Source organism: Mycobacterium sp. SMC-4, assembly GCF_050205565.1.
In the GTDB taxonomy this organism is placed as follows: domain Bacteria; phylum Actinomycetota; class Actinomycetes; order Mycobacteriales; family Mycobacteriaceae; genus Mycobacterium.
Genome location: NZ_JBNMQU010000008.1, coordinates 37,727 through 59,146 on the forward strand (window position 1 = coordinate 37,727; position 21,420 = coordinate 59,146).

A 21,420-nucleotide genomic window follows, 5' to 3' on the forward strand; every position below is an offset into this window, starting at 1 on the left:
CAGGCTGGTGGAGTGACATTGGAAGCCGCTCCCCGCTCGACACTGAAGTCCGGACTCGACCTGAGCTACGTCGATCCGTCGACCCGCCCGCAGGACGACCTCTTCGGTCACGTCAACGGACGCTGGCTGGCGGAGTACGAAATGCCCGCCGACCGGGCAACCGACGGCGCGTTTCGCACCCTCTACGACCGGGCCGAGGAGCAGATCCTCGAGATCATCACCCAGGCGGCGGAGTCGGGTGCCGCCGAGGGCACCGACGAGCAGCGCATAGGGGACCTGTACGCGAGCTTCATGGACGAGCAGACCATCCGCGACCGCGGCCTGGCGCCGCTGCTCGACGAGTTGGCCGCCATCGACGCCGCCGATTCGGTGGGCGCGTTGACCGCTGTGCTGGCCGGGCTGCAGCGCACGGGCGTCGGAGGCGGCGCCGGGCTGTACGTCGACACCGACTCGAAGAATTCGACGCGCTACCTGCTGCACCTGACCCAGTCGGGTCTCGGGCTGCCCGACGAGTCGTACTACCGCGAACCGCAGCACGCCGACATCCTGGCCGCCTACCCGGAGCACATCGCGACGATGTTCTCGCTGGTGTACGGCAGCGCCGGTGACCACACCGCCACGGCACGGCAGATCGTGGCGCTGGAGACCAAGATCGCCGCGGCGCACTGGGATGTGGTCAAACGCCGCGACGCCGACCTGTCCTACAACCTGCGCAGCCTCGACGAGCTGACGGCCGAGGCGCCCGGCTTCGACTGGGCCGGCTGGCTGAGCGCGCTGGGCGCCACCACCGAGCAGGCCGCGGAGGTGGTCGTGCGGCAGCCCGACTTCCTGACCGCGTTCGCCGGGTTGTGGTCGGGTGAGCAGCTCGAGGACTGGAAGAACTGGCTGCGGTGGCGCGTGATCCGCGCGCGGGCCTTCCTGCTGACCGATGACGTGGTGGCCGCGGACTTCGAGTTCTACGGGCGCCGGCTCTCAGGCACCGAAGAGATCCGGGCCCGCTGGCAGCGGGGGGTGTCGGTGGTCGAGAGCCTGATGGGCGACGCGCTGGGCCGACTGTACGTGGAGCGGCACTTCCCCCCGCACGCCAAGGCACGCATGGACGAGTTGGTCGCCAACCTGCGCGAGGCCTACCGCGTCAGCATCAACGAGCTCGACTGGATGACCCCGCAGACGCGGGAGAAGGCGCTGGCCAAGCTCGACAAGTTCACCCCGAAGATCGGCTATCCGGCCAAGTGGCGCGACTACTCGGCGCTGGTGATCGACCGCGCCGACCTGTACGGCAACTATCGCCGCGGCTACGCGCTGGAATACGACCGCGACCTGGCCAAGCTCGGGGGGCCGGTGGACCGCGACGAGTGGTTCATGACACCACAGACCGTCAACGCCTACTACAACCCGGGCATGAACGAGATCGTGTTCCCGGCGGCCATCCTGCAGCCGCCGTTCTTCGACGCCGAGGCCGACGACGCCGCCAACTACGGCGGCATCGGTGCGGTGATCGGGCACGAGATCGGGCACGGCTTCGACGACCAGGGCGCCAAGTACGACGGCGACGGCAACCTCCTCGATTGGTGGACGGACACCGACCGCGACGAATTCGGGGTTCGCACAAAGGCATTGATCGAGCAGTACGAGCAGTTCGTGCCGCGCGGACTGGACCCGTCCCATCACGTCAACGGCGCGTTCACCGTCGGCGAGAACATCGGCGACCTGGGCGGTCTGTCGATCGCACTGCTGGCCTACCGGTTGTCGCTGAAGGGCGAGCCGGCACCGGTGATCGACGGGTTGACCGGTGAGCAGCGCGTGTTCTTCGGTTGGGCACAGGTGTGGCGCACCAAATCCCGTGATGCCGAGGCCATTCGGCGGTTGGCGGTGGATCCGCACTCGCCGCCGGAGTTCCGCTGCAACGGCGTGGTCCGCAACATGGACGCGTTCTACGAGGCCTTCGAGGTCGGCCGAGACGACGCGCTGTACCTCGAGCCGCAGCGCCGCGTTCGCATCTGGAACTAGCCCCTCCTTTTCTCTGACGATCGCCGTCCCGGCGCCGGTTGACCGGCGCCGGGTTTCGGCGTGCGCGTTCCTACCCGCCGACTCCGTTGCCGTGTGAATCCCGTCCCACGGCTTTCGCGCCTGATCATGATTTGCTACGGTATCGCGAGTTATCCGGATAACCACGCTAAGCAACACTGCTGGCTTCTCCGAATGACAAACCCAGCCAAATTGAACGGCGACGTCAAAAAGCATTTCCGATGCTGACGGCCGCAGTCTGCAAACAACTCCACGAGGGAACTGATGACAGCCAGCAAAGGTGCCGTTGGTATCCAGTCATTTTCTCGCCAAGCAGCCGGGGCTGCTGTCTCACTCAGTGTGGTGATCTGCTGCTATACCCAGGCCCGCCGCCGCATGCTCGCCAACGGGGCGACCGCGGCCCTGGCGCAGCTCAATCCGGCCGACGAGTTGATCCTCGTCGTCGACGGCAATGAAGAACTGCGCGGCGACCTCGAGGCGTCCTACGGTGCACGGGCGACAGTGCTCGCCAACGCCCAGACCCGCGGTCTGTCCGGTGCCCGCAACACCGGCCTGCACGCGGCCACCGGCTCGGTGGTGGTGTTCCTCGACGACGACGCCGTCTTGCGTCCCGGCGCGCTGGAAGCCGTGCGTCAGGCGATGATCGACCCCGAGGTCAGTGCGCTCGGCGGCGCCGTCGAGCCGGCGTGGCACGACGGCTGTGAACCCACTTGGTTCCCACCGGAATTCGGTTGGGTCATCGGTTGCGACTACCGCGGGCTACCACCGGACGGTTCGCCCATCCGCAATCCCATCGGTGCGGCCATGGCGGTGCGGCGGACTGATCTCGTGTCCATCGGCGGCTTCTCGGATCGTCTGGGCAGGGTCGGGACGCTTCCGACCGGCTGCGAGGAGACGCTCATGGGCATCGAGCTGACCAGCAGAGACCCTGGCAGGCGAATCGTCCGGAAGACCGACTTCGCGGTGTCGCACGCGGTGCCGCAGGACCGCACGACGGTCGCGTACTTCGTGCGCCGCTGCTTCCACGAGGGCCGCAGCAAGGCCATCCTGTCGCGGCTCTGCGGGGCATCCTCCGCGCTGGCCAGTGAACGCACTTATGCCACAAGGATTCTGCCGCGCGGTCTTTGGCATGGCCGACGCCGTCCGGCCCGGGTGTCCGCACTGGCCACTGGGCTCCTGGTCACCGCGGTGGGCTATCTCGTCGGCTGTACGCAGGTTCTGTGCGGATCGGAACTCATCCGATGAAGCCGGTACGGTGCCGGCCGCGACTGCTCGCGGTGGCCGCCGTCGTCCTCGTCGGCTGCTCGGTGCCGGTGACGACCGGGAACACGCGACCCGCCGCGCCGGTGGTCGCGTTCTTCGACGGGTTCGACGGTCCGGCCGGGGCCCGCCCCTCGGCGATGTGGCAGTTCGACGTCGGCGGCGGCGGCTGGGGCAACAACGAAATGCAGGTCTACACCGACGATCCGGAGAACGTCCGCCTGGACGGCGCGGGACATCTGGAGATCTCTGCCCGCGCCGATGACGCTGGGAAGATCACCTCGGCCCGTGTCACCACCAAGGGCGCCGTCGAGTTCACCGCCGGGCGTGCCGAGGCCCGGATCTCCTTGCCTGCCGGGACGGGACTGCATCCCGCGTTCTGGCTGCTGGGTGCGTCACTGGATGACGTGGGCTGGCCCGAAGCCGGGGAGATCGACGTCATCGAGACCCTCAACCACGCCGACGAGTACCACACCGGGGTGCACGTTCCCAGTAGCGGAGCCGAACGCAGACAACAGATCCTGGCCTCCGGGCCGGCACCGTTCGGTTTGGCCGGTCAGTTCCACACCTACTGGGTCGAGCGGGAGCCCGGCCGCATCACCACCGGTATCGACGATCTGACGCTGTACACCGTGACCCCCGCCGATCTGGCTCCGGAGAGCCGCTGGGTCTTCGACACCCCGTTCTTCCTGCTGCTGAATGTGGCCGTCGGCGGGTCGTGGCCGGGACCGCCGGACGCGTCGACCCCGAATCCGTCGACCATGCTCGTCGATTGGGTGAAGGTGACGCCGCGATGACGCGCCCGACGGCACTCGACCCGGTCATGCCCGTCCGTGCGCGGCCGAACTGGAGGCACGCGCGTTGGATCGGCGTACTCGACCTCGATGACGAGGCGTACGCGGGCGGCGGCGGGGTGGAATTCATCGCCCGTCAGTCGCAGGGCTACCGACACGCCCGGGTTCTCGTGCGCCATGCGCAGCGGCCTCTCGCCTTCGTCGAGGCACCCATCGTCGACGGCCGGGTGAATGTCTCGGTGCGCCCGGAGCGTCCGGACGTGCCGGCCACCGAGCCGGAGATGCCGCCGATCTCGGTGGTGGTCTGCACCCGCGATCGTCCCGACCAACTCACCGACGCACTGAAATCGGTTCTGCTACTGGATTATCCGGACTTCGAGGTCGTGGTGGTCGACAACGCGGCGCGCACCGCCGCCACCGCCGACGTCGTCACGCAACTGGGCGACGCCCGCGTGCGCCGGATCGCTGAGCCCATACCGGGGCTCTCGGTCGCACGCAACACCGGTCTTCGGTCAGCACGCCACGACATCGTCGCGTTCACCGATGACGACGTCGTGGTCGACCGCGGCTGGTTGCGCGGCCTGGCGCACGGTTTCGACCGCGATCCTCAGATCACGTGTGTGTCCGGGCTTGTTCCCACCGGCGAATTGCGCACAGCCGCACAGGCATACTTCGACCAGCGGGTTTCGTGGGCCGGCTCGCTGGAGCCTCGCGTGTACCGCATGTCCGATCCGCCCGAGGACCAGCCCTTGTTCCCGTTTCAGGTGGGCCGCTTCGGCACCGGTGCGAATTTCGCCGTCCGACGCAAGCGCGTCCTGGAACTCGGTGGTTTCGACCACGCTCTCGGTGCGGGCACTCCCGCGCAGGGCGGTGAAGACCTGGACATGTTCTTCCGAGTGCTCACCCAGGGCGACGCCTTGGCCACCGAACCGTCGGCCATCGTCTGGCATCGCCACCGCAGCGACAGCGACGCACTGTTGTCCCAGGCGCGCGGCTACGGCCGAGGTCTCGGGGCGTGGCTGACCAAGGTGGCGCTGGATCCCCAGCATCGTCGGCTGGCGGGCCGGGTGATCCGCCGCGCCCTGGTCGCCTCGGTGCGTTTCGGGATGGACTACGGCTCTCACGTCGCCACCCCGGAGCCGCTGCGCGGCGAGGTGCCGCCGGCAGTCGGACGCACCGAAGTGCTCGCCGTGCTGGGCGGACCGCGGGCGCTGTGGCAGGGCCGACGCAACGGTCGCGCACAGAGGGGGACCCGACCATGACAGCTGTTCTCGACCGTCCGATCGGCGTTACCGAATCGGGGCGTCATCGGAAACCGGCTCCACCACAACGTGTTCGCATCTTCAGGGCCCGGATGGCCGACTTGGCGGTGCTGGGAGCCGGAGCGGGAGCCGTCGCACTGACCGACGTACCGGGGGCGCTGCGCGCGGTGTGCCTGGTGGTGTTCATCGCGACCGGCCCCGGCAGCGCGGTGCTGACGTGGGTGTCGGTCCCGCGGCGGGTGTGGTTGTCCACCGTGCCGGTGCTGGGGATGGCGATCGCGACCCTGATGGCCATCGCGGCGTTGTGGTCCTATAGGTGGGCGCCCCTGCACATCCTGTGGGTATCGGTGGTCGCCGTGGCGGCCAGTAGCGCCTACTGGTATTACCGCACCGGCAGTTCGCCCCGTGACGCTGCGCTCGGGTGGTCCGTGCGCACTCTGGCTGCTGCTCCAGCGAGAAGCGTGGTGCAGAGCCGAGTTTCGCTGGCGCTGTCCGGGGCGGCCGTCCTGTTGTGGGCGGTGGCGCTGCCCGGCCTGCCCGGCGTCGACGCGGGCTTCTACGGGCTGCTGTTCACCGGGACGGGACCGCTGCTGGCGGTGTGCATGGTCGCTTGCTGCGTCGCCATGGTGCTCGCCATCCGAAGCCGCCGGCTGCTACCCGCGGTCGGGGCGGTCGTCGCGGCGATCACCGTCGCGCGCGTGACGACTTTCGTCGCAACCGAGGTGCCGCTCTACGACTGGACGTACAAGCACATCGCGGTCGTGGACTACATCCTGGTGCACGGCCGGCTCACCCCGGACGGCACCGACATCTACACGCAGTGGCCGGCGTTCTTCGCGGTCTGGGCGTGGTTCTGTGAGGTCACCGGAGTTTCCCCGATGACGATCGCGCACCTGTTCGCGCCGGCGATACACGTGCTCATCGCGCTCACCGTGTACACCGCGGCGCGGGCCGTCGGCCGGTCCCGCTACGTCGCGCTGACCGCCGTGTTCATCGCGGAGATCACAAATTGGGTAGGGCAGGACTACTTCTCGCCGCAAGCCTGGTCGCTGGTGCTGGCGTTCGGGATGCTGGCGCTGCTGCTGGCTTCGCCCAGAAGCCACGCGTGCGGGGTTCTGGCCGTCGTGGTGTTCACCGCGATCGTGCCCAGCCATCAGCTCACCCCCTTCTGGGCGGTGGCGGTGGCCCTGGCGCTGTGCGTGCTCAAGCGCGCCCGGCCGTGGTGGGTAGCCGTCGCGATGGCGGTTATCACAGCGACCTATCTGCTGCTCAACCTCGAGGCTGTGCTGCCCTACGGCCTGCTGTCGGGCGGCAGTCCTCTCGACAACGCCGCGAGCAACGTCCAGACCTCGGGACTGCCCGCGAAGGACTTCACCTCGGCGGTGGTGCGCTCACTGTCGGTGGCGGTGGTGCTCTGCGCGCTCGCCTCGGCGCTCTGGTTGTGGCGGACCGGGCGGCGCGTGCTCGCCCCCGCCGTCGCGGCTTTCGCATCGTTCGGGCTGTTGCTGGGCCAGAGCTATGGCGGTGAGGCCATCTTCCGCGTCTACCTGTACGCCCTCCTGGGCATGGCGATCCTGATCGCCGCGGCGGTGGTCACCGCGGTGCGCGACATCGGCGCCGACCCTCGTCGGACGACGCGGGGCGCCGCAGCCGTCGTGGGCGTCACCATTGCGGGACTGGCCGGACTGCACGGCTATGTGGCGCTCTGGCCGATCGTGTACGAGACCCGCGACCAGGTCCAGGCGATGGACGAGATCACCCGGGACGCCGACGTGCGCACCCGCTTGGTGATGTTGCGCCACGGCGGAATGCCGACCCGGTTGAACGCCGGCTATGCCGATGTCACGCTGCACAATCCGTATTTCGACGAGCCGGTCACCTACGACCTGTGGGACGGGCGCGAACCGAGGCTGCCCGAACTGCAGACGGGTGTGCCCAGCCAACGAGATCTGCGGGCGCTGTACGAGTTCGCGACCTACGACGCCGACGTGGCCTACCTGATCTTGTCCCGACAGTCCAACAAGGCCATGCAGTACTACGGCAACTTCCACCCCGCGGCGGCGGGCATCGTGGAGAACGAACTCCGACGGTCACCTTTGTGGACGGTCCTGTACCAGGATGTCAACAGCGTCGTGTTTCGAACCTTCCCGCCCCGATCCTGACGGTCACCGCACGATCACGACAGCATCTCCTCGTAACGATGCTGAGATCGCGCTTTTGCGAATTCCCTTGTGCCGTTTGGCGCCGCTTCACCAACAACCACGCGCAGATGAATTTGCGTCGGCACAAATTCGATTGGCTTGAACAGACGTGGCGTTAATAGGCGTTGACGTGCTCTTTTGTGCCGAGAACAGACAAGGGTGTCCCAGTTTTGGGAATCATTTCACGCGCGGATGTGATATAGACCATTGGTAGCGAAATTGGGGTATCACTTCGCTGTTCGGCATGCTAATAATTAGCTGTCACTTCCGCCAGCGAATCCGTTTCCCCGAGTTCGGCGCCTCCGCCCACGGGATCGGTGCGTCGTTCGCGGACCGCGTGGAGTGCCGCAGGCAGCACAACCAAGGCCTGCACCCTTGCCCTGAATACGCACGGAGAGCTCGCCATGACCACTGCCCGTAGTACCTGCGCCATCAGCGACCTGCTTCCCGACGGCGTCCCCCTGCCGGCCGTGTCGGTAATCGTTCCGGCGCTCAACGAAGCCCGCAACCTGCCGCACGTTGCCGAACGGATGCCCTCCGACATTGCCGAGATCGTGTTCGTCGACGGCGGCTCACAGGACGACACCGTGGCCGTGGCCAAAGAGCTGTGGCCAGACGCTGTACATCTCGTACAGACTCGCCGAGGTAAGGGCAACGCGCTGGCGTGCGGCTTCCAGTCGGCCACCGGCGACATCATCGTGGCCATCGACGCCGACGGCAGCACCGATCCGGCCGAGATCCCCCGGTTCGTCAGCGCGCTGATGTCCGGGGCCGACTTCGCCAAGGGCTCGCGCTTCATGGCCGGTGGCGGCAGCGGCGACATCACCCGGATCCGACGCGCCGGCAACTGGTTCCTCAACGCACTCGTCAACCTGCTCTTCTCGACGCGGTACACCGATCTCTGCTACGGCTACAACGCATTCTGGCGTCACTGCCTGGCGTCGATGGACCTTCCCGACACGGCCACGTCGGCGCCGCAGTGGGGTGACGGCTTCGAGATCGAGACTCTGATCAACGTCCGGGTCGCCGCGCACGGCTTGGCGATCTCGGAGGTCTGCAGCTACGAAGCCGACCGCATCCACGGAGCGAGCAATCTCAACGCCGTGCGCGATGGCCTACGCGTATTGCGCACCATCGGCAGCGAGTACGTCAGCTACCGACGGTCCGGCCGGTCCCGCGTCCACGCCGCCCTCCAGCCGTCTGCCCTGTACCGGCCGGCACCCTCCGATTCGATGCGCACGCTTCGACTCCAGAAGCACGAACGTCGCTCCTCCGCAGTCTCTTTCGGTGAGTGGCCGGAGCGGGAGGCATTGTGACCGACCTGATCCACGACGACCAGCTGACGCTCACGGCGCCCGGCCGGCAGGACGAGACCACGCCGGCCCGACGTCCGACGGTGTCGATCTGCGTACCGGCGTACCAGGCCGAGCAGCACCTGCGCCCCACCGTCGAAAGCCTTCTGGCTCAAGAGTACGACGATTTCGAGGTGGTGATCGTCGACAACCACAGCTCGGATGCCACGTCCGCCATCGTCGAGTCCTTCGCCGATGTCCGCGTCCGACTGGTGCGCAACGACGCGACCGTGCCGATCATCGACAACTTCAACCGAGCTGTTGGCTTGTGCCGCGGGGAGTTCGTCAAACTGGTGTGCGCCGACGACGTCATCGCACCGGGCTGCATCGCCACCCAGGCCGACATCCTGCGCCGATTCCCGACCGTCGCGCTCGTCGGTGCACTGACCGACTTCATCGACAGCGACGGTGAATTGCTCCGACCGGCCCGCGGACTACGCGGCATCAAGGGCCACCGCAGCGCCCAACACGTGGTGCGCACGCTCGTTCGCAGCGGGACCAATCCGATCGGCGCGCCCGTGGCAACGATGTTCCGGCGCGCAGATTTCGACCGCACCGGAGGATTCCGGGACGACGTGGAACTGTTCTACAGCGACGCCGACCTGTGGGTGCGTCTGCTGCAGCACGGCGACTTCTACGGTGTGCCAGAGGTACTCGCATCGTTCCGCTTCGGCTGCGACACCGTGTCGGCCACGATGGCTGCCCGCTCGCAGATCGTCCAGCAGGGGCAGTTCACCCGCAGACTGGCCGCCGACTCCCGCTGGACCATCTCGAGCGTCGACCACGCCGTCGGCCGGCTCAACGCCTACGAGAAACAGGTCCGACGCACCATGCTGTTCGCCCTCAGCAGGAGGCGCGCCTCCCGTCGACGGTCGGCCCGGACACCGAGCGCTTGATGACGCTCGCCGGCCGCATCCGCCCGGGCCCGCGCGGTACCGCCACCGCGCAACGCAACATGGGCATCAACACCGCATCACTGGTGGCGGCCAACGTCCTGACCGGCGTACTCGGCCTGGTGTTCTGGGGTGCGGCGGCGCGACTGTATCCCGCCGAAGCGGTCGGCATCGGCGCCGCCGTGCTGAACTCCGCGGTGATGCTGTCGACGCTGTCCATGCTGAGCATCGACACGCTCTGCGAACGCTTCCTGCCGATGGCCGGTGTACGCACCGCGGCCCTGGTGCGGCAGGGTTTCACTGCCGTTGCGATCACCTCGCTGGTCGCCGGTACAGTCGTGGTCCTCGTCGGTCCCGACGAGTTGTTCGTCTCCGGTGCGATGATGCTGATCTATCCGCTGCTCGTCGCCGAGCATGCGCTGTTCGCGCTCGAAGACAAGACCACCGCTGGGCTCGGGGTGGCGCGCTGGGCGGCAGCCAAGAACGTGTTCCACGCATTGTTCAAGCTCATCGTCCTCGGCCTGTTGGCATGGACCGGCAGCTCGCTGGCCATCGTCGCGTCGTGGGGTCTGGTAGGAGCTTTCGCGTTCCTCGTCGTGCTCCTGGCCATGCGGCGCCGCTGGCGCAGCGATCCGCAGTTCTTGCGACCGTCCACGCTGCCGTCACCGCGGGTGATCTTCCGATATTCGTATGCATCGTTCGCGCTGACAGCGGTGTGGACCGCCGCACCGCTGGTGGTCCCGCTGCTGGTGCTCAGTCAGTTCGGCGCGGTCACCAGCGCCTACTTCGCGCTGGCGTGGTCGATCGTCAGTGCGGCCTATCTGACCGTGCACCTGGTGATCAGCCCCTACGTCGCCGAGGCCGTGGCCCATCCCACGAAGATCTACAGCCTGTCGGTTCGCATGATGCAGGGCATGGCCGTGGTGGCGCTGACGGGCAGCCTCGGGTTGGTGGTCCTGGGGCCCCTCGCGCTGGGCTTGGTCGGCGGTGCATACCGCGCCGAAGGTGCGTCGCTGCTCTACGTTGCAGCGCTGTTCATTCCGCTGTCCGCGGTGGCCGCGATCTTCGAGGGATTCGCGCGTGTCACCGGCAGGCTCGGGCTGATCTTCGCGGTCCGTGCGAGCGCGGCCGCTCTGATCGTGGGCGGCTGCCACGCGGCAACCACGACGTTCGGGCTCATCGGGGTGGGCTGGCTCTACCTCGCAGTCGAGTTCGTCGTGGCAACGCTGTTGATCGTGCCGCTGGTGCGCTCCCTTCGGGAGTTCCGGCGCGTAGAACGCGAACAGCCGTACGCGACGGTCGGTTGAGCGGTACGGATGAGCCGAGCACTGTAGGTCGTCGCCGTTCTCCCCCGGCGAAGCGCCACACACTGGATGCGGACGGAGTCGGCGGACACCGCATCGAGATCAGCACCAAGTGGCGAACGGCCGTACCGTCCGCACTACGCGACGCGACGAGTACCTCGCGCGGTGATGTGTTCGACTTGGCCGCCGTCGGCGACTGGACGGCTGTGTTTGCCGCAAGTTTCATCTGGGGGGACCGGACGCATCGGCTATGGCCCCCGACGTCACCGCAGGCGATGAGGCACGCAGCCGGACGGGTTGGAACTGACACTGTTCACCCTCCACTGAAAATCGCTGCGCCCTGCCGGTTAAACGGTACGCGCCAGAGTCGGCGCAAGCTCGGTCCAGTCCAGCCGCCAGCGTCCCGCAAGCTGTGGGTACTGGGCAGAGACCTCGTCGAAAAGGTCTGGCAGCGTGAGAATCACGTCATCCGGGTCGGACGCGACCAACTCGTCGGGACTGACGATCGGGATGTCCGTGCCAGGCATCCGGCGGCCGTGCTTGGAGGGGGCGGCGTCGGCGACTGCCGGGAGCAGACGGCGGGTCACCCCGGCCAGGGCCAACAGTGCGACCGCGCGCGACGGCGCGCCGTAGGCGTAGACGGATCGGCCTCGCGCATGCGCATCCTCAAGCCGGTCACGCAATGCGCGGGCCTGGATCTGAGCAGCACGCGCCAGTCGCCCCACGACACCCGGACGGGTGATGCCGAATTCGCGTTCCCGCTTCAGGATGGCTGTCGCCACCGGGTCGACGGCAATGGCCCGCGCATCGTCTTGGTGGACGGCCGCCAGCAGAACGGTTCCGCCGTAGAGGTCGAACTCCCACGCCGCGGCCAGACGCATACCGACATCAGCGAGCAGTCGACGCAGCGCGGTCAGCGAGTAGTAGCCGAAATGTCCGTGGCGCAGCATGTTCCAATGCCCCTGCGCCACCACGGCCAGCAGCGAATGGTACTGGAGCAACAGCACGCCGCCGGGTGCTGTCGCATCGCGGCGCTGCTCCAGAGCCGCTCGCTGATCGGCGTCGTGCATGATGCCGAATGAGTCGAGCACCACATCGGCAGCCTCCGCTGGACGGAAGCCGTACTCCTCCAGTAGCGGCAGCCAGCTGCCGCCGTGCGGACTGGGGAACTCCCGCACCGTCGCCCCGCGCATCCAGCCGCTCTCGGCGACGCGTCGAACCGCCTCGGCGGCCTGCAGTCGTAACGCGAGCGGCTCGACACCACGCGGTTCTTCGGCCTGCGTGTCGTCTTCGGCCAACTGCGCGAGCCCGCATTCCAGGCACAGATCCATCCGCAACGGGTGCGCTGACTCGTCCGCTGTGGCAACGGAATCCGCGGGTGGGAAGTGGTCGGCCGCCGGTGCCAGGCCGAGATCGAGGACGGTTTCCAGTGCCGTGCTGTGGCAACCACGGCACCGGGCCGGTGACGTTCTGCTCACAGGCGCGCCTCATGCATCTCGGGCAGTGGGAAATAGAGCTGCCCACCCCACTCACCGATGTAGGCCAGCGCGTTGGTCAGCTCGTCCTCGAGATTCCACGGCAACGCCAGGACGACATCGGGCCGGTCGCGGACCAGCACCGAGGGATCGTAGATCGGGATCCGCGTCCCGGGGGTGAACCGGCCGTGCTTGTACGGGTTGCGATCGACGATGTACTCGATCAGGTCGGTGCGGACCCCGGCGTAGTTGAGCAGCGTGTTGCCCTTACCGGGCGCACCATAGCCGACCACGCGCTTACCGGCTGCTCGGCAGTCGAGCAGGAATCGCAGCAGCTCGTGCCGGATCCGCTCGGTGCGGGGTCGCAGTTGCGTGTAGCCGTCGACCTCGTGCAGGCCGGCCGCGGCTTCGGCGGCGAGAACCGCGCGCACCCGCGGGCCGGGTTCGCCGGCGACCGCGTGCGGGCGGACCCACAGGCGCAGCGAACCACCGTGTGTGGCAAGCAGTTCGACATCGACGACGTCGAGGCCGGCGGTCGCCAGTGCCCGCATCGCCGACAGCACGGTGTAGTACTGGAAGTGCTCGTGGTAGATGGTGTCGAACTGGCCATGGCGGACCAGATCCAGCGCGTGGTGCACCTCGATGCTGACCCAGCCGTCGTCGGCGACGAGGGTCCGTAGGCCCTGCGTGAAGCCGAGCAGGTCGGGCACGTGCGCATAGACGTTGTTGGCCACCACCAGCGAGGCCGGACCGTGCTGCGCCCGGATCTCGGCAGCGACCGTGTGGTCGAGGAACGCAGTCACCGTGGGGACGCCGCGCTCGCGCGCAGCCTGACCAACGTTGACCGACGGTTCGACACCCAGACACGGCACACCCGCGGCCACGACGTGTTGCAGCAGATAGCCGTCGTTGCTGGCGACCTCCACGACGAACGAGTCCGGGCCCAGCTCGAGCCCGCCGACCGCGGCAGTGACGAAGCGACGGGCGTGTTCGACCCAACTGTCGGAGTAGGACGAGTAGTAGGCGTACTCGGTGAAGGTGTCCTCCGGGGTGATCAGCGCCGGGATCTGCAGCAGCATACAATCCGGACACAGGCGCAGGTGCAGCGGATATGTGGGTTCGGTCTGGTCGAGATCGGCTGCGGTGAGGAACTTCTCGCACGGCGGCGTGGCACCCAGGTCCAGCACGCTGAGCAGTGCGGTCGAGTCGCAGAGCCGGCAACGATTGGTCATCTCATACTCCCGTCGCGACCAGGGCGGCGTCGGTCCAGAACAGCCGGCTGTCGAGTTGTCCGGTTTGCAGAAGGTGTTCGATCTGCTTGAGCCGGGTATGGCCGCGACCGTAGAACGTCTCGGCGGTCAGGTCGATCGCCGAGTAGACGCGGTGTAGCTGCGCCGCCCCGGCAGCCACGTCCCACTGCGCCCGAAAATCGGGGAATACCGCGCCGATCCGCGAGAAGTCGACCCGGTAGCTGCGCTGATCGGCGTCGTGCGGCCCGAATGACAGTTCGCACGACGGGAATTCGAGGCTGACCGCAGCGGCGATGTCGCGTACGGTCCGGTTGTTCTCGTCGGCGCCGACGTTGACCGCCAGGGTGTGCACGGTTGCGCGGTCCGCCGACAACGCGCATCGAATCGCCTGCGCGATGTCTAGTACGTGCACCAACGGCCGCCACGGGGTGCCGTCGCTGGTCATCGCGATCTTGCGCTCGACCCACGCATGACCAGACAGGTTGTTCAGCACGATGTCGAACCGCATCCGCGGCGACGCACCGAACGCGGTCGCATTGCGCAGGAACACCGGCGAGAAGTCGTCGTCGGCCATCGCAGTGAGGTCCCGCTCGACCATCGCCTTGCACCGCGCGTACGCGGTCAGTGGGTTGATGGGGCTGTCCTCGTTGACCGTGCCGTCCGCCGCGCCGTACACGCTGCACGACGACATGTAGACAAACCGTGGCACGCCGGCCTGTTTCGCGCACCGGGCCAGGTGCAGGCTGCCCCCGTGGTTGATGTCGTAAGTGACGTCGCCGATCAGGTCACCGAGCGGGTCGTTGCTCAGCTCGGCCATGTGGACGACGGCGTCGAAGCCGCGCAGGTCGGCGATGTCGACGTCACGGATGTCGCGCACCAGAGTTGCCGGCGTGCGCACGGCGCCGTCGAGACCGCCGATCATACGTTCCGAACCCAGCCAGCCGGTGCGGTAGTAGCCGGTGTCGAGGCCGACCACATCGAATCCGTGGGCACTCAGATAGGGCGCAACCAGGGCACCCAGGTAACCGTCGGAACCTGTGATCAAGACACGCATGGTTTCCTCTCCGACTCGGGAAGGCCGACGCAGACCTTGTCGGCGACGAAGCCTTCGGCGTACTGCCGGCGGCACTGCACTCCGCGGATCCGCATGAGGCCGGTGAAGGCCTGCTCGTCGAACCACGGTTTGTCGGTCTGGGACGGGTAGTTGTCGTGGAGCAGCCGGGCTTTGCGTTCCGTGTCCTCTGCTGTGGCAGGGTGAAACACGTTGGGCGTCGGCAGATCCGACTCCCACTTGAGGATTTCGTAACCCCAGTAGGGGTGGCCGCGGAACTCGGTGGGCATCAGCTCGGCCAGGAGCCGATGGTCCTGGTGGGCGTCGAAGCGCTGGGGGCCGATGACGAGGTCCGGTTCACACGTGCGCCGAAAGGCGGCGATGCGTTCTTTGACGTCGCCCCAGTGCCGGGGCAATTGCCCGTCGGGCAGGTCGTGCACCGTGAGGTGGACTTCGGCGGCACCACAGAATGCTGCGAACGCGTTCTTCTCTTCTATCTCACGGTCGGTGCCGGCACCGGTGAGCACGAGCGCGTGCACGACCAACTGCGGGTTGCGCCGGGTCATCTGCAGAAGTGTGGCGCCGGCGCCGATGGCGATGTCGTCACAGTGCGCTCCCACGAGTGCCACGCTGGCCGGTTCCAGCGCGATGGCAACGCTCACGCGATCGCCTTCGCGGACTGCTCCCACAGCGCCCACGGCCGCACACCGTTGTTGTAGTCGGCATCCAGCTCCGCGCGTTCCTTGAACGTGTCGGCGGGCTTCCAGAATCCGTCGTGCCGGTAGCCGATCAGCTTTCCGGTGCCTGCCAGCGCCAGGCACGCGTCGCCCACCAGGTCGCCGTTCTCCGGGATCAGGTCGATCACCGACTGATGGAGGACGAAGTATCCGCCGTTGATTCCCACCGACATGTCGGTCAGAGGTATGACCTCCTTGACCTCTCCGGTGGTGGTCACGTCGACGCAGTGGAACGACGAGGCCGGCGGAACCACGAGCATGGAGGCCAACGCTCCGCTGGTGACGGTGCGTTCGATCATCTCCGGCAGCGGGGCGTCGGTGAGCACGTCGGCGTAATTGGCCAGGAAGTACTCGTCTTCGTCGAGGTAGTTGCGCACGCGACGCAGCCGCTCACCGATCGGGGATTCGCGCCCGGTGTCGACGAAGCGCACCGTCCAGTCGGCGATGTCGGAGGACTCCAGCTCTACTTGACCACCGCGTAGGACGAAGTCGTTGGACAGCGTCTCGTTGTAGTTGAGGAAGTAGTCCTTGATCTTCTCCGCGCCGTAGCCCAGGCACAGGATGAACTCGTTGTGGCCGTGGTGGGCGTAGTACTGCATGACGTGCCACAGCAGCGGACGCGGCCCCACCATCTGCAGCGGTTTGGGGATGACGTCCCCCTCGGCGGTCCGCATCCGCATGCCGTACCCGCCGCAGAACAGAACGACCTTCATGCCTGGTCTCCCTTCACATCATCGGCAGGCCGTGGCGCCCGCTTCGTCAGCCACCCGGGGACTCCACGCAGCTGCCGCAAATTCACCCCGTATTTACTGTGCGGCAAATTTTGTTTGCGCTCCCCGGCGACGCGCTGAACGTATCACCCGGCATTTCGCGTTGCAAGGCGGATCTAGCAAATGCCTGACAGACGTCTATGGGTGCGCAATAACTTGGGGCGACGCACCTTTCAACTGCATGTATCCGGTGGAGTTCGGCGACGGTGGGACGCTCACGACGTCATCCGGTTTTGCTCGGCTATGCCGACGTCCTCTGCATGAGTACAGCCGCACCAGCTCCGGCGCGCGAATGTGGACTTCGCATCCTGGATCGACCGATTGAGTTGTGGCAAATTTCACTACACAGCGTCACGTTTGTCTGTCGTCCGGCGACAAGGAAACCTGACTGATGCCTGAGAGGTTGCTGCTGACACGCTGGCCCGCATGGACGAATCGCCAGGGCGCTCATAGCTTCGATGTGAAGCACCATCGGACAAGGAAATTCGTAACCACCGGCCCGCCAACTGTCGCGCGGTTCCATCCATCAGTACAGATGGCTGGTTCGCTGCGCCTCGAGGCGCGAAAAAGGAAGCACCCGCATGTCGTTCCGACCGTTCTCGGCCGTCGCCGCTGTCCTGCTCGGGACCGCCCTGAGCCTGGGAAGCGCCGTAGCCCACGCCGACCCCAACGATCCTGCGCCCACCGACATATCCGCCGACGGCCAAGTCCGTTCGGAGCAGGCGGCAAGCGTCACCAGCAGTGAGGCCTGCCTGACCAGCATCGGGACGCAGAGCGGCAGTGACGTGCGCACATCCGAAATGGGCGTGCCGCATCAGACCGCGAGCGAAGCCGGCCCGGAATGGGTCGGGTCTGATGGGTGGCAGGCCCAGGGCATCAGCCGGTCGAATCCGTGGGGCGGCAACTTCGACCCGCGCAACACCCCGACAGGTCCCGCCTGCAAGCCAGTCAAGGTCGGGCCGTTCTCCTAGTCGTCGCGAAGGAAAGGCCTCAGCGCCAACACATATGCGACGAAGAGTGCGATCGGGGCAACCAGCGGCACCCAAGGGAGCTCCACCGGCGCGGCCACCACCAGCGTCGCGAGTCCGGTGAATCCGACCGCGGCGATCATCGCAGGCACCGACACCCGTCCTCGGTTGTGCCGCAGGACCAGATAAGCGGCGGCAGCCAACCCGGACAGCGCGGTGTACATCGGTGCGGGTTGCGCAAGCAACACCGTGCACACGGTCAACAGCACGGCGCCGGTCGCCGCCATCGGCACCCGGACCGAGATGAGCACCGCGATCGCCGCTGCCGCGGCCCCGACGAGCGCAATCGGCGTGGTGCCGGCGGTCGCGGCAACGACCATCAGAAGCCCGAACAGTGTGGGTACCAACGCTTTCACCGCCGTTCACCCCGGTGCTCTGGCATCAGTGCCATCGCCTGGTCCAGTGTCGCCGAACCCGGCCATGCCACGATGTCGACGCCGACCGTGGCCATGTCGCGGTACATGAACGAGCGCTGCAGGCTCCACATGCGTTCCACCAGTGGATCGCCCACGTCCGCGATCGGGCATCCTTCGAGGATGTCCACTGCGATGACGGCGTGGCCGCGCTTGCGCAGATCGATGAGCGCCAGCGCGAACTCGGTGTCGAGCATGGTCGAGAAGGCGACGACGATCGCTCCGGCCGGAACGGCGGGACGTGGCGCCAGCGTGCCCGACGCCGTCTCGAACGTGTCGGCGGCGCCCAGCATGGTGTCGAGGATGCGGTAGAACTGGCGCTGCCCGATATCGGCTCCCAGCCAACGGATCCGACGTCCGCCCAATGCCACCAGACCGGCCCGGTCGCCGTACCGCAGCGCACTCTGCACCACCTGCGCGGCGCCCCGTGCGGCGCGTTCGGTGGCGTCGGTCGCCGGACCGGGCGGCTGCGGATACACGTCGAACATGACGACGACGTCGGCCGCTCGGTCGGTGAGCCGCTCGGTGATGTGCAGGGTGCCGCGGCGTGCGCTGACCGGCCAGTTCACCGTGCGCAACTGGTCGCCGGGAACGTAGGGCCGGATGTCGGCGTACTCCACACCCGGGCCCACGTGCCGCGTCAGATGCGTGCCGAGCCGGTCGAGCAGTTCGCTGCGGGGAATCGGTGTCGACTGCGCGAGCGCGACCGGGAACACGAACACCTCGGCGGCGTCCACCGCGCCGTGGCCGCACAGCAGGCCGCCGTGCGCCGGTACGCTCACCTCGACGCTGATCGGGTAGCGCCCCCACCGAGATGCGGTGACCGACACCGTGGAATCGTGGCGCTCCGTCGTTGCCGCCGTGGAGATCTGGACGGCGACGGGGCTGCCGTCGTCGGCTTCGGCGGCGACCGACACCGTGACCGTGTCGCCTTCGAAACACCTCTGCAGCGCAGGCGTCGCAGCGACGCGAACCGAGGGGACCCGGCGGTGCCAGGCCGGCGCGCACAGCACACCCGCCAGGGGCGCGGCGAACACCACCAGATCCCATCGGCCGGTCACCAGCGCGGCGATGATCGCCGCGCCGGCACAGGTAGCTGCGGCCACGGTCAAACTACCTGCACGCCAGTGAAGTTCAACGGTCAGGCCATGCCCGGAGGTCATTGCGACTCTCGGGTTCGGGGCACCGGTGTACGCCGCAACAGATCCTCGACGATGTCGGAGCCCTGGACTCTGCGCACCCACATCTCCGGGCGCAGACTGATGCGGTGCGCGATGGTCGGGACGGCCAACGCCTTGATGTCTTCCGGGATCACGTAGTCGCGCCCCTGCAGCAGCGCCCGCGCCCGCGCCAGCGCAACCAGGTCGAGCTCGGCCCGCGGGCTGGCCCCGACCGATACCTGCGGATGGTTGCGGCTGGCCGCGGCCAGCGACACCACGTACTGCAGCACATCGTCGTGCACGGTGACCTCTTCCACCGACTCCTGCATCGCCACCAGCTCGCGGGCATCGACGACCTGCGCCACGGTGGGGACCCGGGACCCGCGATCGAGCCGCCGCCGCAGCATCGTCGTCTCCTCCTGCGGCGACAGGTATTTGAGTTCCAGCCGGATCGCGAAACGGTCCAGCTGCGCCTCCGGCAGCGGGTAGGTGCCCTCGTATTCGATGGGGTTGTCGGTGGCCAGGACCAGGAACGGCTCGGGCAGCCGGTGGGTGACGCCGTCGATGCTGACCTGGTGCTCGGCCATCGCCTCCAGCAGCGCGGCCTGTGTCTTCGGCGGGGTGCGGTTGATCTCGTCGCCCAGCAGCAGATTGGTGAAGACCGGGCCGCGGCGGAACTCGAAGCGTCCGGAGGTCATGTCGTAGATCGTCGAGCCGAGCAGGTCGGCGGGCAGCAGATCCGGGGTGAACTGCACGCGGGTGAAGTCCAGACCCAGGGCGGCGGCGAACGACTTCGCGATCAGCGTCTTGCCCAGTCCGGGCAGATCCTCGACCAGGACGTGGCCACGTGCCAGCACGGTGGTCAGGATCAGGTTGAGGGCGTGGCGTTTACCGACGACCACGTGTGAGATCGCGTCGAGCACCGCTTCGCACTGCGCGGTGGTAACGGCCGGTGTGCTCACAGCTGCTCCAGACGTCGCAGGATCGCATCGAGGGTCTCGCGGCCGGGCCCGGGCTGCTGGCCACCGGTCCGCGAGATGTTCTCCGGGTCCACCCACGCCCACAGCTGCGGGCCGAACAGCATGCGCCCGGTGGCCTGGAAGGCGTTGGCATCCTTGGCTTTACGCGTGCCGGCGGCCAGTTCGAACTGACGGGCCAGCAGTGGGCGCAGCCGGCGGTCCCAGTCGGCGCGCGTGGACTCCGACCAGGAGATCAACGTCTCGGTCCGCGCCAGCCACCGTTGCAGCGCGGCGTCGGCGCTGTCGGCCGGAGGGTCCTGGTCGGCGCGGTCCGGATGCGTGAGCCGCCATCGTGCGGTGATAAGTCCGCAGGCCAGCGCCGCGCCGCAGGCCGGGAGCACGAGTTGCCGGTCGATCATCCACGCCAGAACGCCGGCCGCCACCACCAGGACCACCGTGCCCGCGACCAGCTTCGTCATGACGCGCCCTGCAGCTCGCGTTGCACCGCACGCAGGGCCTGCAGCGCCTCGTCGCGGTGCTGCTCGGTCATCACGTGGCGGCTGAACCGGGCTTCCTCGAACAGGTCGACCAGCTCTGCGGCGTTGTCGGCGCGCAGCACCCGGCGTGCGACGGCGCGGGCCAGCACTTCCGACGGGGTGTCCGAGGCCTGCGGGCTGGTGCTCGGGGACTTCTCCAGTTCGGTTTCCATGGCGGCGTAGCAGGCGATGATGGCCTCTCGCGGGTCGCGGCTGCGGTCGCCGATCTCGGCGAGCCCGAGTTCGGCGGCGCGCGCCAGGTCGGGCCCGCCGGATCGCACGGGCGCGGGGCCGACGTCGTCGGCGGCGGGGAGTTGCGCTGCGGTACCGCGCGGGCGGCCGCGGAAGCCGGCGACGATCGAGAGCAGCACCATCGCGATGGTCGCGGCCAGGACGTAGCCGAACAGGCTGTCGGAGCCGCCGCGGGCCGGCGGCTCGGGCTCGGCACCACCGGAGTCGGTGCCAGGCTCGGTCGGTGCGACGTCCGAGGGTGCACTGTCGGGTTCGGGCGGCGGCACGTCCCAGCGCTGCAGGAGCAGCAGCAGCGTCAGCCAGATCAGGAAGCCCGCGGCGACATAGATGACCAGCCGCCACGGGATCTGTCCCCCGGTGCCACCGAATCGACGGGGTGGCTCCTCGGCGTAGGTGTGGGGTCGTCGCCGCGGTCGGGCCAGCGCCGTGAACGCGAGGATCGCCACCGCGACCGTGAACAGCACCAGGACCGGGATCGGTGAGCCCTGCGCAGGCTCCCGTTCACGCGGTGGGGGCGCGGCGCCTTGGTCGGCCGGAAGGTAGCCCCGCAGGGCCAGCGCGCTCAGCAGCAATGCCGCGAGCACCGCGACCGTGCGTGCCACCGCCTTGCCGTCACCGGGCATCGGCCCCACCCTGAACTCGGTGCCGACGGTCTCAGACGGCCATCGGCCTGAGCCCATCGTGGCACGGTCGCG

The 21,420-nt window shown here is 67.8% G+C and carries 19 protein-coding genes; 9 read left to right on the top strand and 10 right to left on the bottom strand.

Features of this window, described 5'->3' with window-relative positions; genetic code table 11:
- Positions 1-12 precede the first annotated feature (12 nt).
- The 8 genes from ACQI46_RS15110 (at position 13) to ACQI46_RS15145 (ending at position 11,097) form a co-directional block, all read left to right on the top strand.
- The gene (locus ACQI46_RS15110) at positions 13-2,010 is read left to right on the top strand and encodes a M13 family metallopeptidase (RefSeq protein ID WP_427094831.1); all 1,998 of its coding nucleotides are present in this window, start codon (positions 13-15) and stop codon (positions 2,008-2,010) included.
- A gap of 360 nt (positions 2,011-2,370) precedes the next feature.
- Positions 2,371-3,273 (top strand): glycosyltransferase family 2 protein, encoded by a 903-nt coding sequence (locus ACQI46_RS15115; protein WP_427094832.1) that lies wholly within the window; start codon positions 2,371-2,373, stop codon positions 3,271-3,273.
- Complete coding sequence (locus ACQI46_RS15120; protein ID WP_427094833.1) at positions 3,270-4,085, top strand: glycoside hydrolase family 16 protein; 816 nt, start codon at positions 3,270-3,272, stop codon at positions 4,083-4,085. Before ACQI46_RS15115 ends, ACQI46_RS15120 begins: the two co-directional genes overlap by 4 nt.
- The gene (locus tag ACQI46_RS15125; protein WP_427094834.1) at positions 4,082-5,344 is read left to right on the top strand and encodes a glycosyltransferase family 2 protein; all 1,263 of its coding nucleotides are present in this window, start codon (positions 4,082-4,084) and stop codon (positions 5,342-5,344) included. Before ACQI46_RS15120 ends, ACQI46_RS15125 begins: the two co-directional genes overlap by 4 nt.
- 92 nt (positions 5,345-5,436) lie before the next feature.
- Positions 5,437-7,506 (top strand): hypothetical protein, encoded by a 2,070-nt coding sequence (locus ACQI46_RS15130; RefSeq protein ID WP_427094835.1) that lies wholly within the window; start codon positions 5,437-5,439, stop codon positions 7,504-7,506.
- Between the two features lie 443 nt (positions 7,507-7,949).
- Positions 7,950-8,861, top strand: coding sequence for a glycosyltransferase family 2 protein (locus ACQI46_RS15135; protein WP_427094836.1), 912 nt, complete (start codon positions 7,950-7,952; stop codon positions 8,859-8,861).
- A complete protein-coding gene (locus ACQI46_RS15140; protein ID WP_427094837.1) occupies positions 8,858-9,793 on the top strand; it encodes a glycosyltransferase in 936 nt (311 codons plus the stop codon). Before ACQI46_RS15135 ends, ACQI46_RS15140 begins: the two co-directional genes overlap by 4 nt.
- Positions 9,793-11,097, top strand: coding sequence for a lipopolysaccharide biosynthesis protein (locus ACQI46_RS15145; protein WP_427094838.1), 1,305 nt, complete (start codon positions 9,793-9,795; stop codon positions 11,095-11,097). The genes ACQI46_RS15140 and ACQI46_RS15145 overlap by 1 nt, the downstream gene beginning before the upstream one ends.
- A gap of 344 nt (positions 11,098-11,441) precedes the next feature.
- On the opposite strand, the gene ACQI46_RS15150 is transcribed toward ACQI46_RS15145, so the two are convergent.
- The 5 genes from ACQI46_RS15150 to ACQI46_RS15170 are packed head-to-tail and all read right to left on the bottom strand — an operon-like array spanning position 11,442 to position 16,320.
- Positions 11,442-12,572, bottom strand: coding sequence for a class I SAM-dependent methyltransferase (locus tag ACQI46_RS15150; RefSeq protein ID WP_427094839.1), 1,131 nt, complete (start codon positions 12,570-12,572; stop codon positions 11,442-11,444).
- Positions 12,569-13,801: a class I SAM-dependent methyltransferase gene (locus ACQI46_RS15155; protein WP_427094840.1), complete on the bottom strand. Its 1,233-nt coding sequence runs from the start codon at positions 13,799-13,801 to the stop codon at positions 12,569-12,571. Before ACQI46_RS15155 ends, ACQI46_RS15150 begins: the two co-directional genes overlap by 4 nt.
- A 1-nt stretch (position 13,802) precedes the next feature.
- Complete coding sequence (locus tag ACQI46_RS15160; RefSeq protein ID WP_427094841.1) at positions 13,803-14,873, bottom strand: NAD-dependent epimerase/dehydratase family protein; 1,071 nt, start codon at positions 14,871-14,873, stop codon at positions 13,803-13,805.
- Positions 14,861-15,532: a PIG-L deacetylase family protein gene (locus ACQI46_RS15165; protein ID WP_427094842.1), complete on the bottom strand. Its 672-nt coding sequence runs from the start codon at positions 15,530-15,532 to the stop codon at positions 14,861-14,863. The genes ACQI46_RS15160 and ACQI46_RS15165 overlap by 13 nt, the downstream gene beginning before the upstream one ends.
- Positions 15,529-16,320, bottom strand: a complete 792-nt coding sequence (locus ACQI46_RS15170) for a glucose-1-phosphate cytidylyltransferase (RefSeq protein WP_427094843.1) — start codon at positions 16,318-16,320, stop codon at positions 15,529-15,531. Before ACQI46_RS15170 ends, ACQI46_RS15165 begins: the two co-directional genes overlap by 4 nt.
- 638 nt (positions 16,321-16,958) lie before the next feature.
- On the opposite strand from ACQI46_RS15170, the gene ACQI46_RS15175 reads away from it, so the two are divergent.
- Positions 16,959-17,348 carry a hypothetical protein gene (locus tag ACQI46_RS15175; protein WP_427094844.1) on the top strand — a complete coding sequence of 130 codons (390 nt, stop codon included), beginning with the start codon at positions 16,959-16,961 and terminating at the stop codon, positions 17,346-17,348.
- Here ACQI46_RS15175 and ACQI46_RS15180 read toward each other — a convergent pair.
- From ACQI46_RS15180 to ACQI46_RS15200, 5 genes are read right to left on the bottom strand one after another with little or no spacing between them, the layout of a single operon-like run.
- Positions 17,345-17,761, bottom strand: coding sequence for a hypothetical protein (locus ACQI46_RS15180; RefSeq protein WP_427094845.1), 417 nt, complete (start codon positions 17,759-17,761; stop codon positions 17,345-17,347). The genes ACQI46_RS15175 and ACQI46_RS15180 overlap by 4 nt on opposite strands.
- A complete protein-coding gene (locus ACQI46_RS15185; protein ID WP_427094846.1) occupies positions 17,758-18,981 on the bottom strand; it encodes a DUF58 domain-containing protein in 1,224 nt (407 codons plus the stop codon). Before ACQI46_RS15185 ends, ACQI46_RS15180 begins: the two co-directional genes overlap by 4 nt.
- A complete protein-coding gene (locus ACQI46_RS15190; RefSeq protein ID WP_427094847.1) occupies positions 18,978-19,940 on the bottom strand; it encodes an AAA family ATPase in 963 nt (320 codons plus the stop codon). The genes ACQI46_RS15185 and ACQI46_RS15190 overlap by 4 nt, the downstream gene beginning before the upstream one ends.
- The gene (locus tag ACQI46_RS15195) at positions 19,937-20,416 is read right to left on the bottom strand and encodes a hypothetical protein (protein ID WP_427094848.1); all 480 of its coding nucleotides are present in this window, start codon (positions 20,414-20,416) and stop codon (positions 19,937-19,939) included. The genes ACQI46_RS15190 and ACQI46_RS15195 overlap by 4 nt, the downstream gene beginning before the upstream one ends.
- On the bottom strand, positions 20,413-21,405 hold the full coding sequence (locus ACQI46_RS15200) for a DUF4129 domain-containing protein (protein ID WP_427094849.1): 993 nt from the start codon (positions 21,403-21,405) through the stop codon (positions 20,413-20,415). Before ACQI46_RS15200 ends, ACQI46_RS15195 begins: the two co-directional genes overlap by 4 nt.
- Positions 21,406-21,420: the final 15 nt, after the last annotated feature.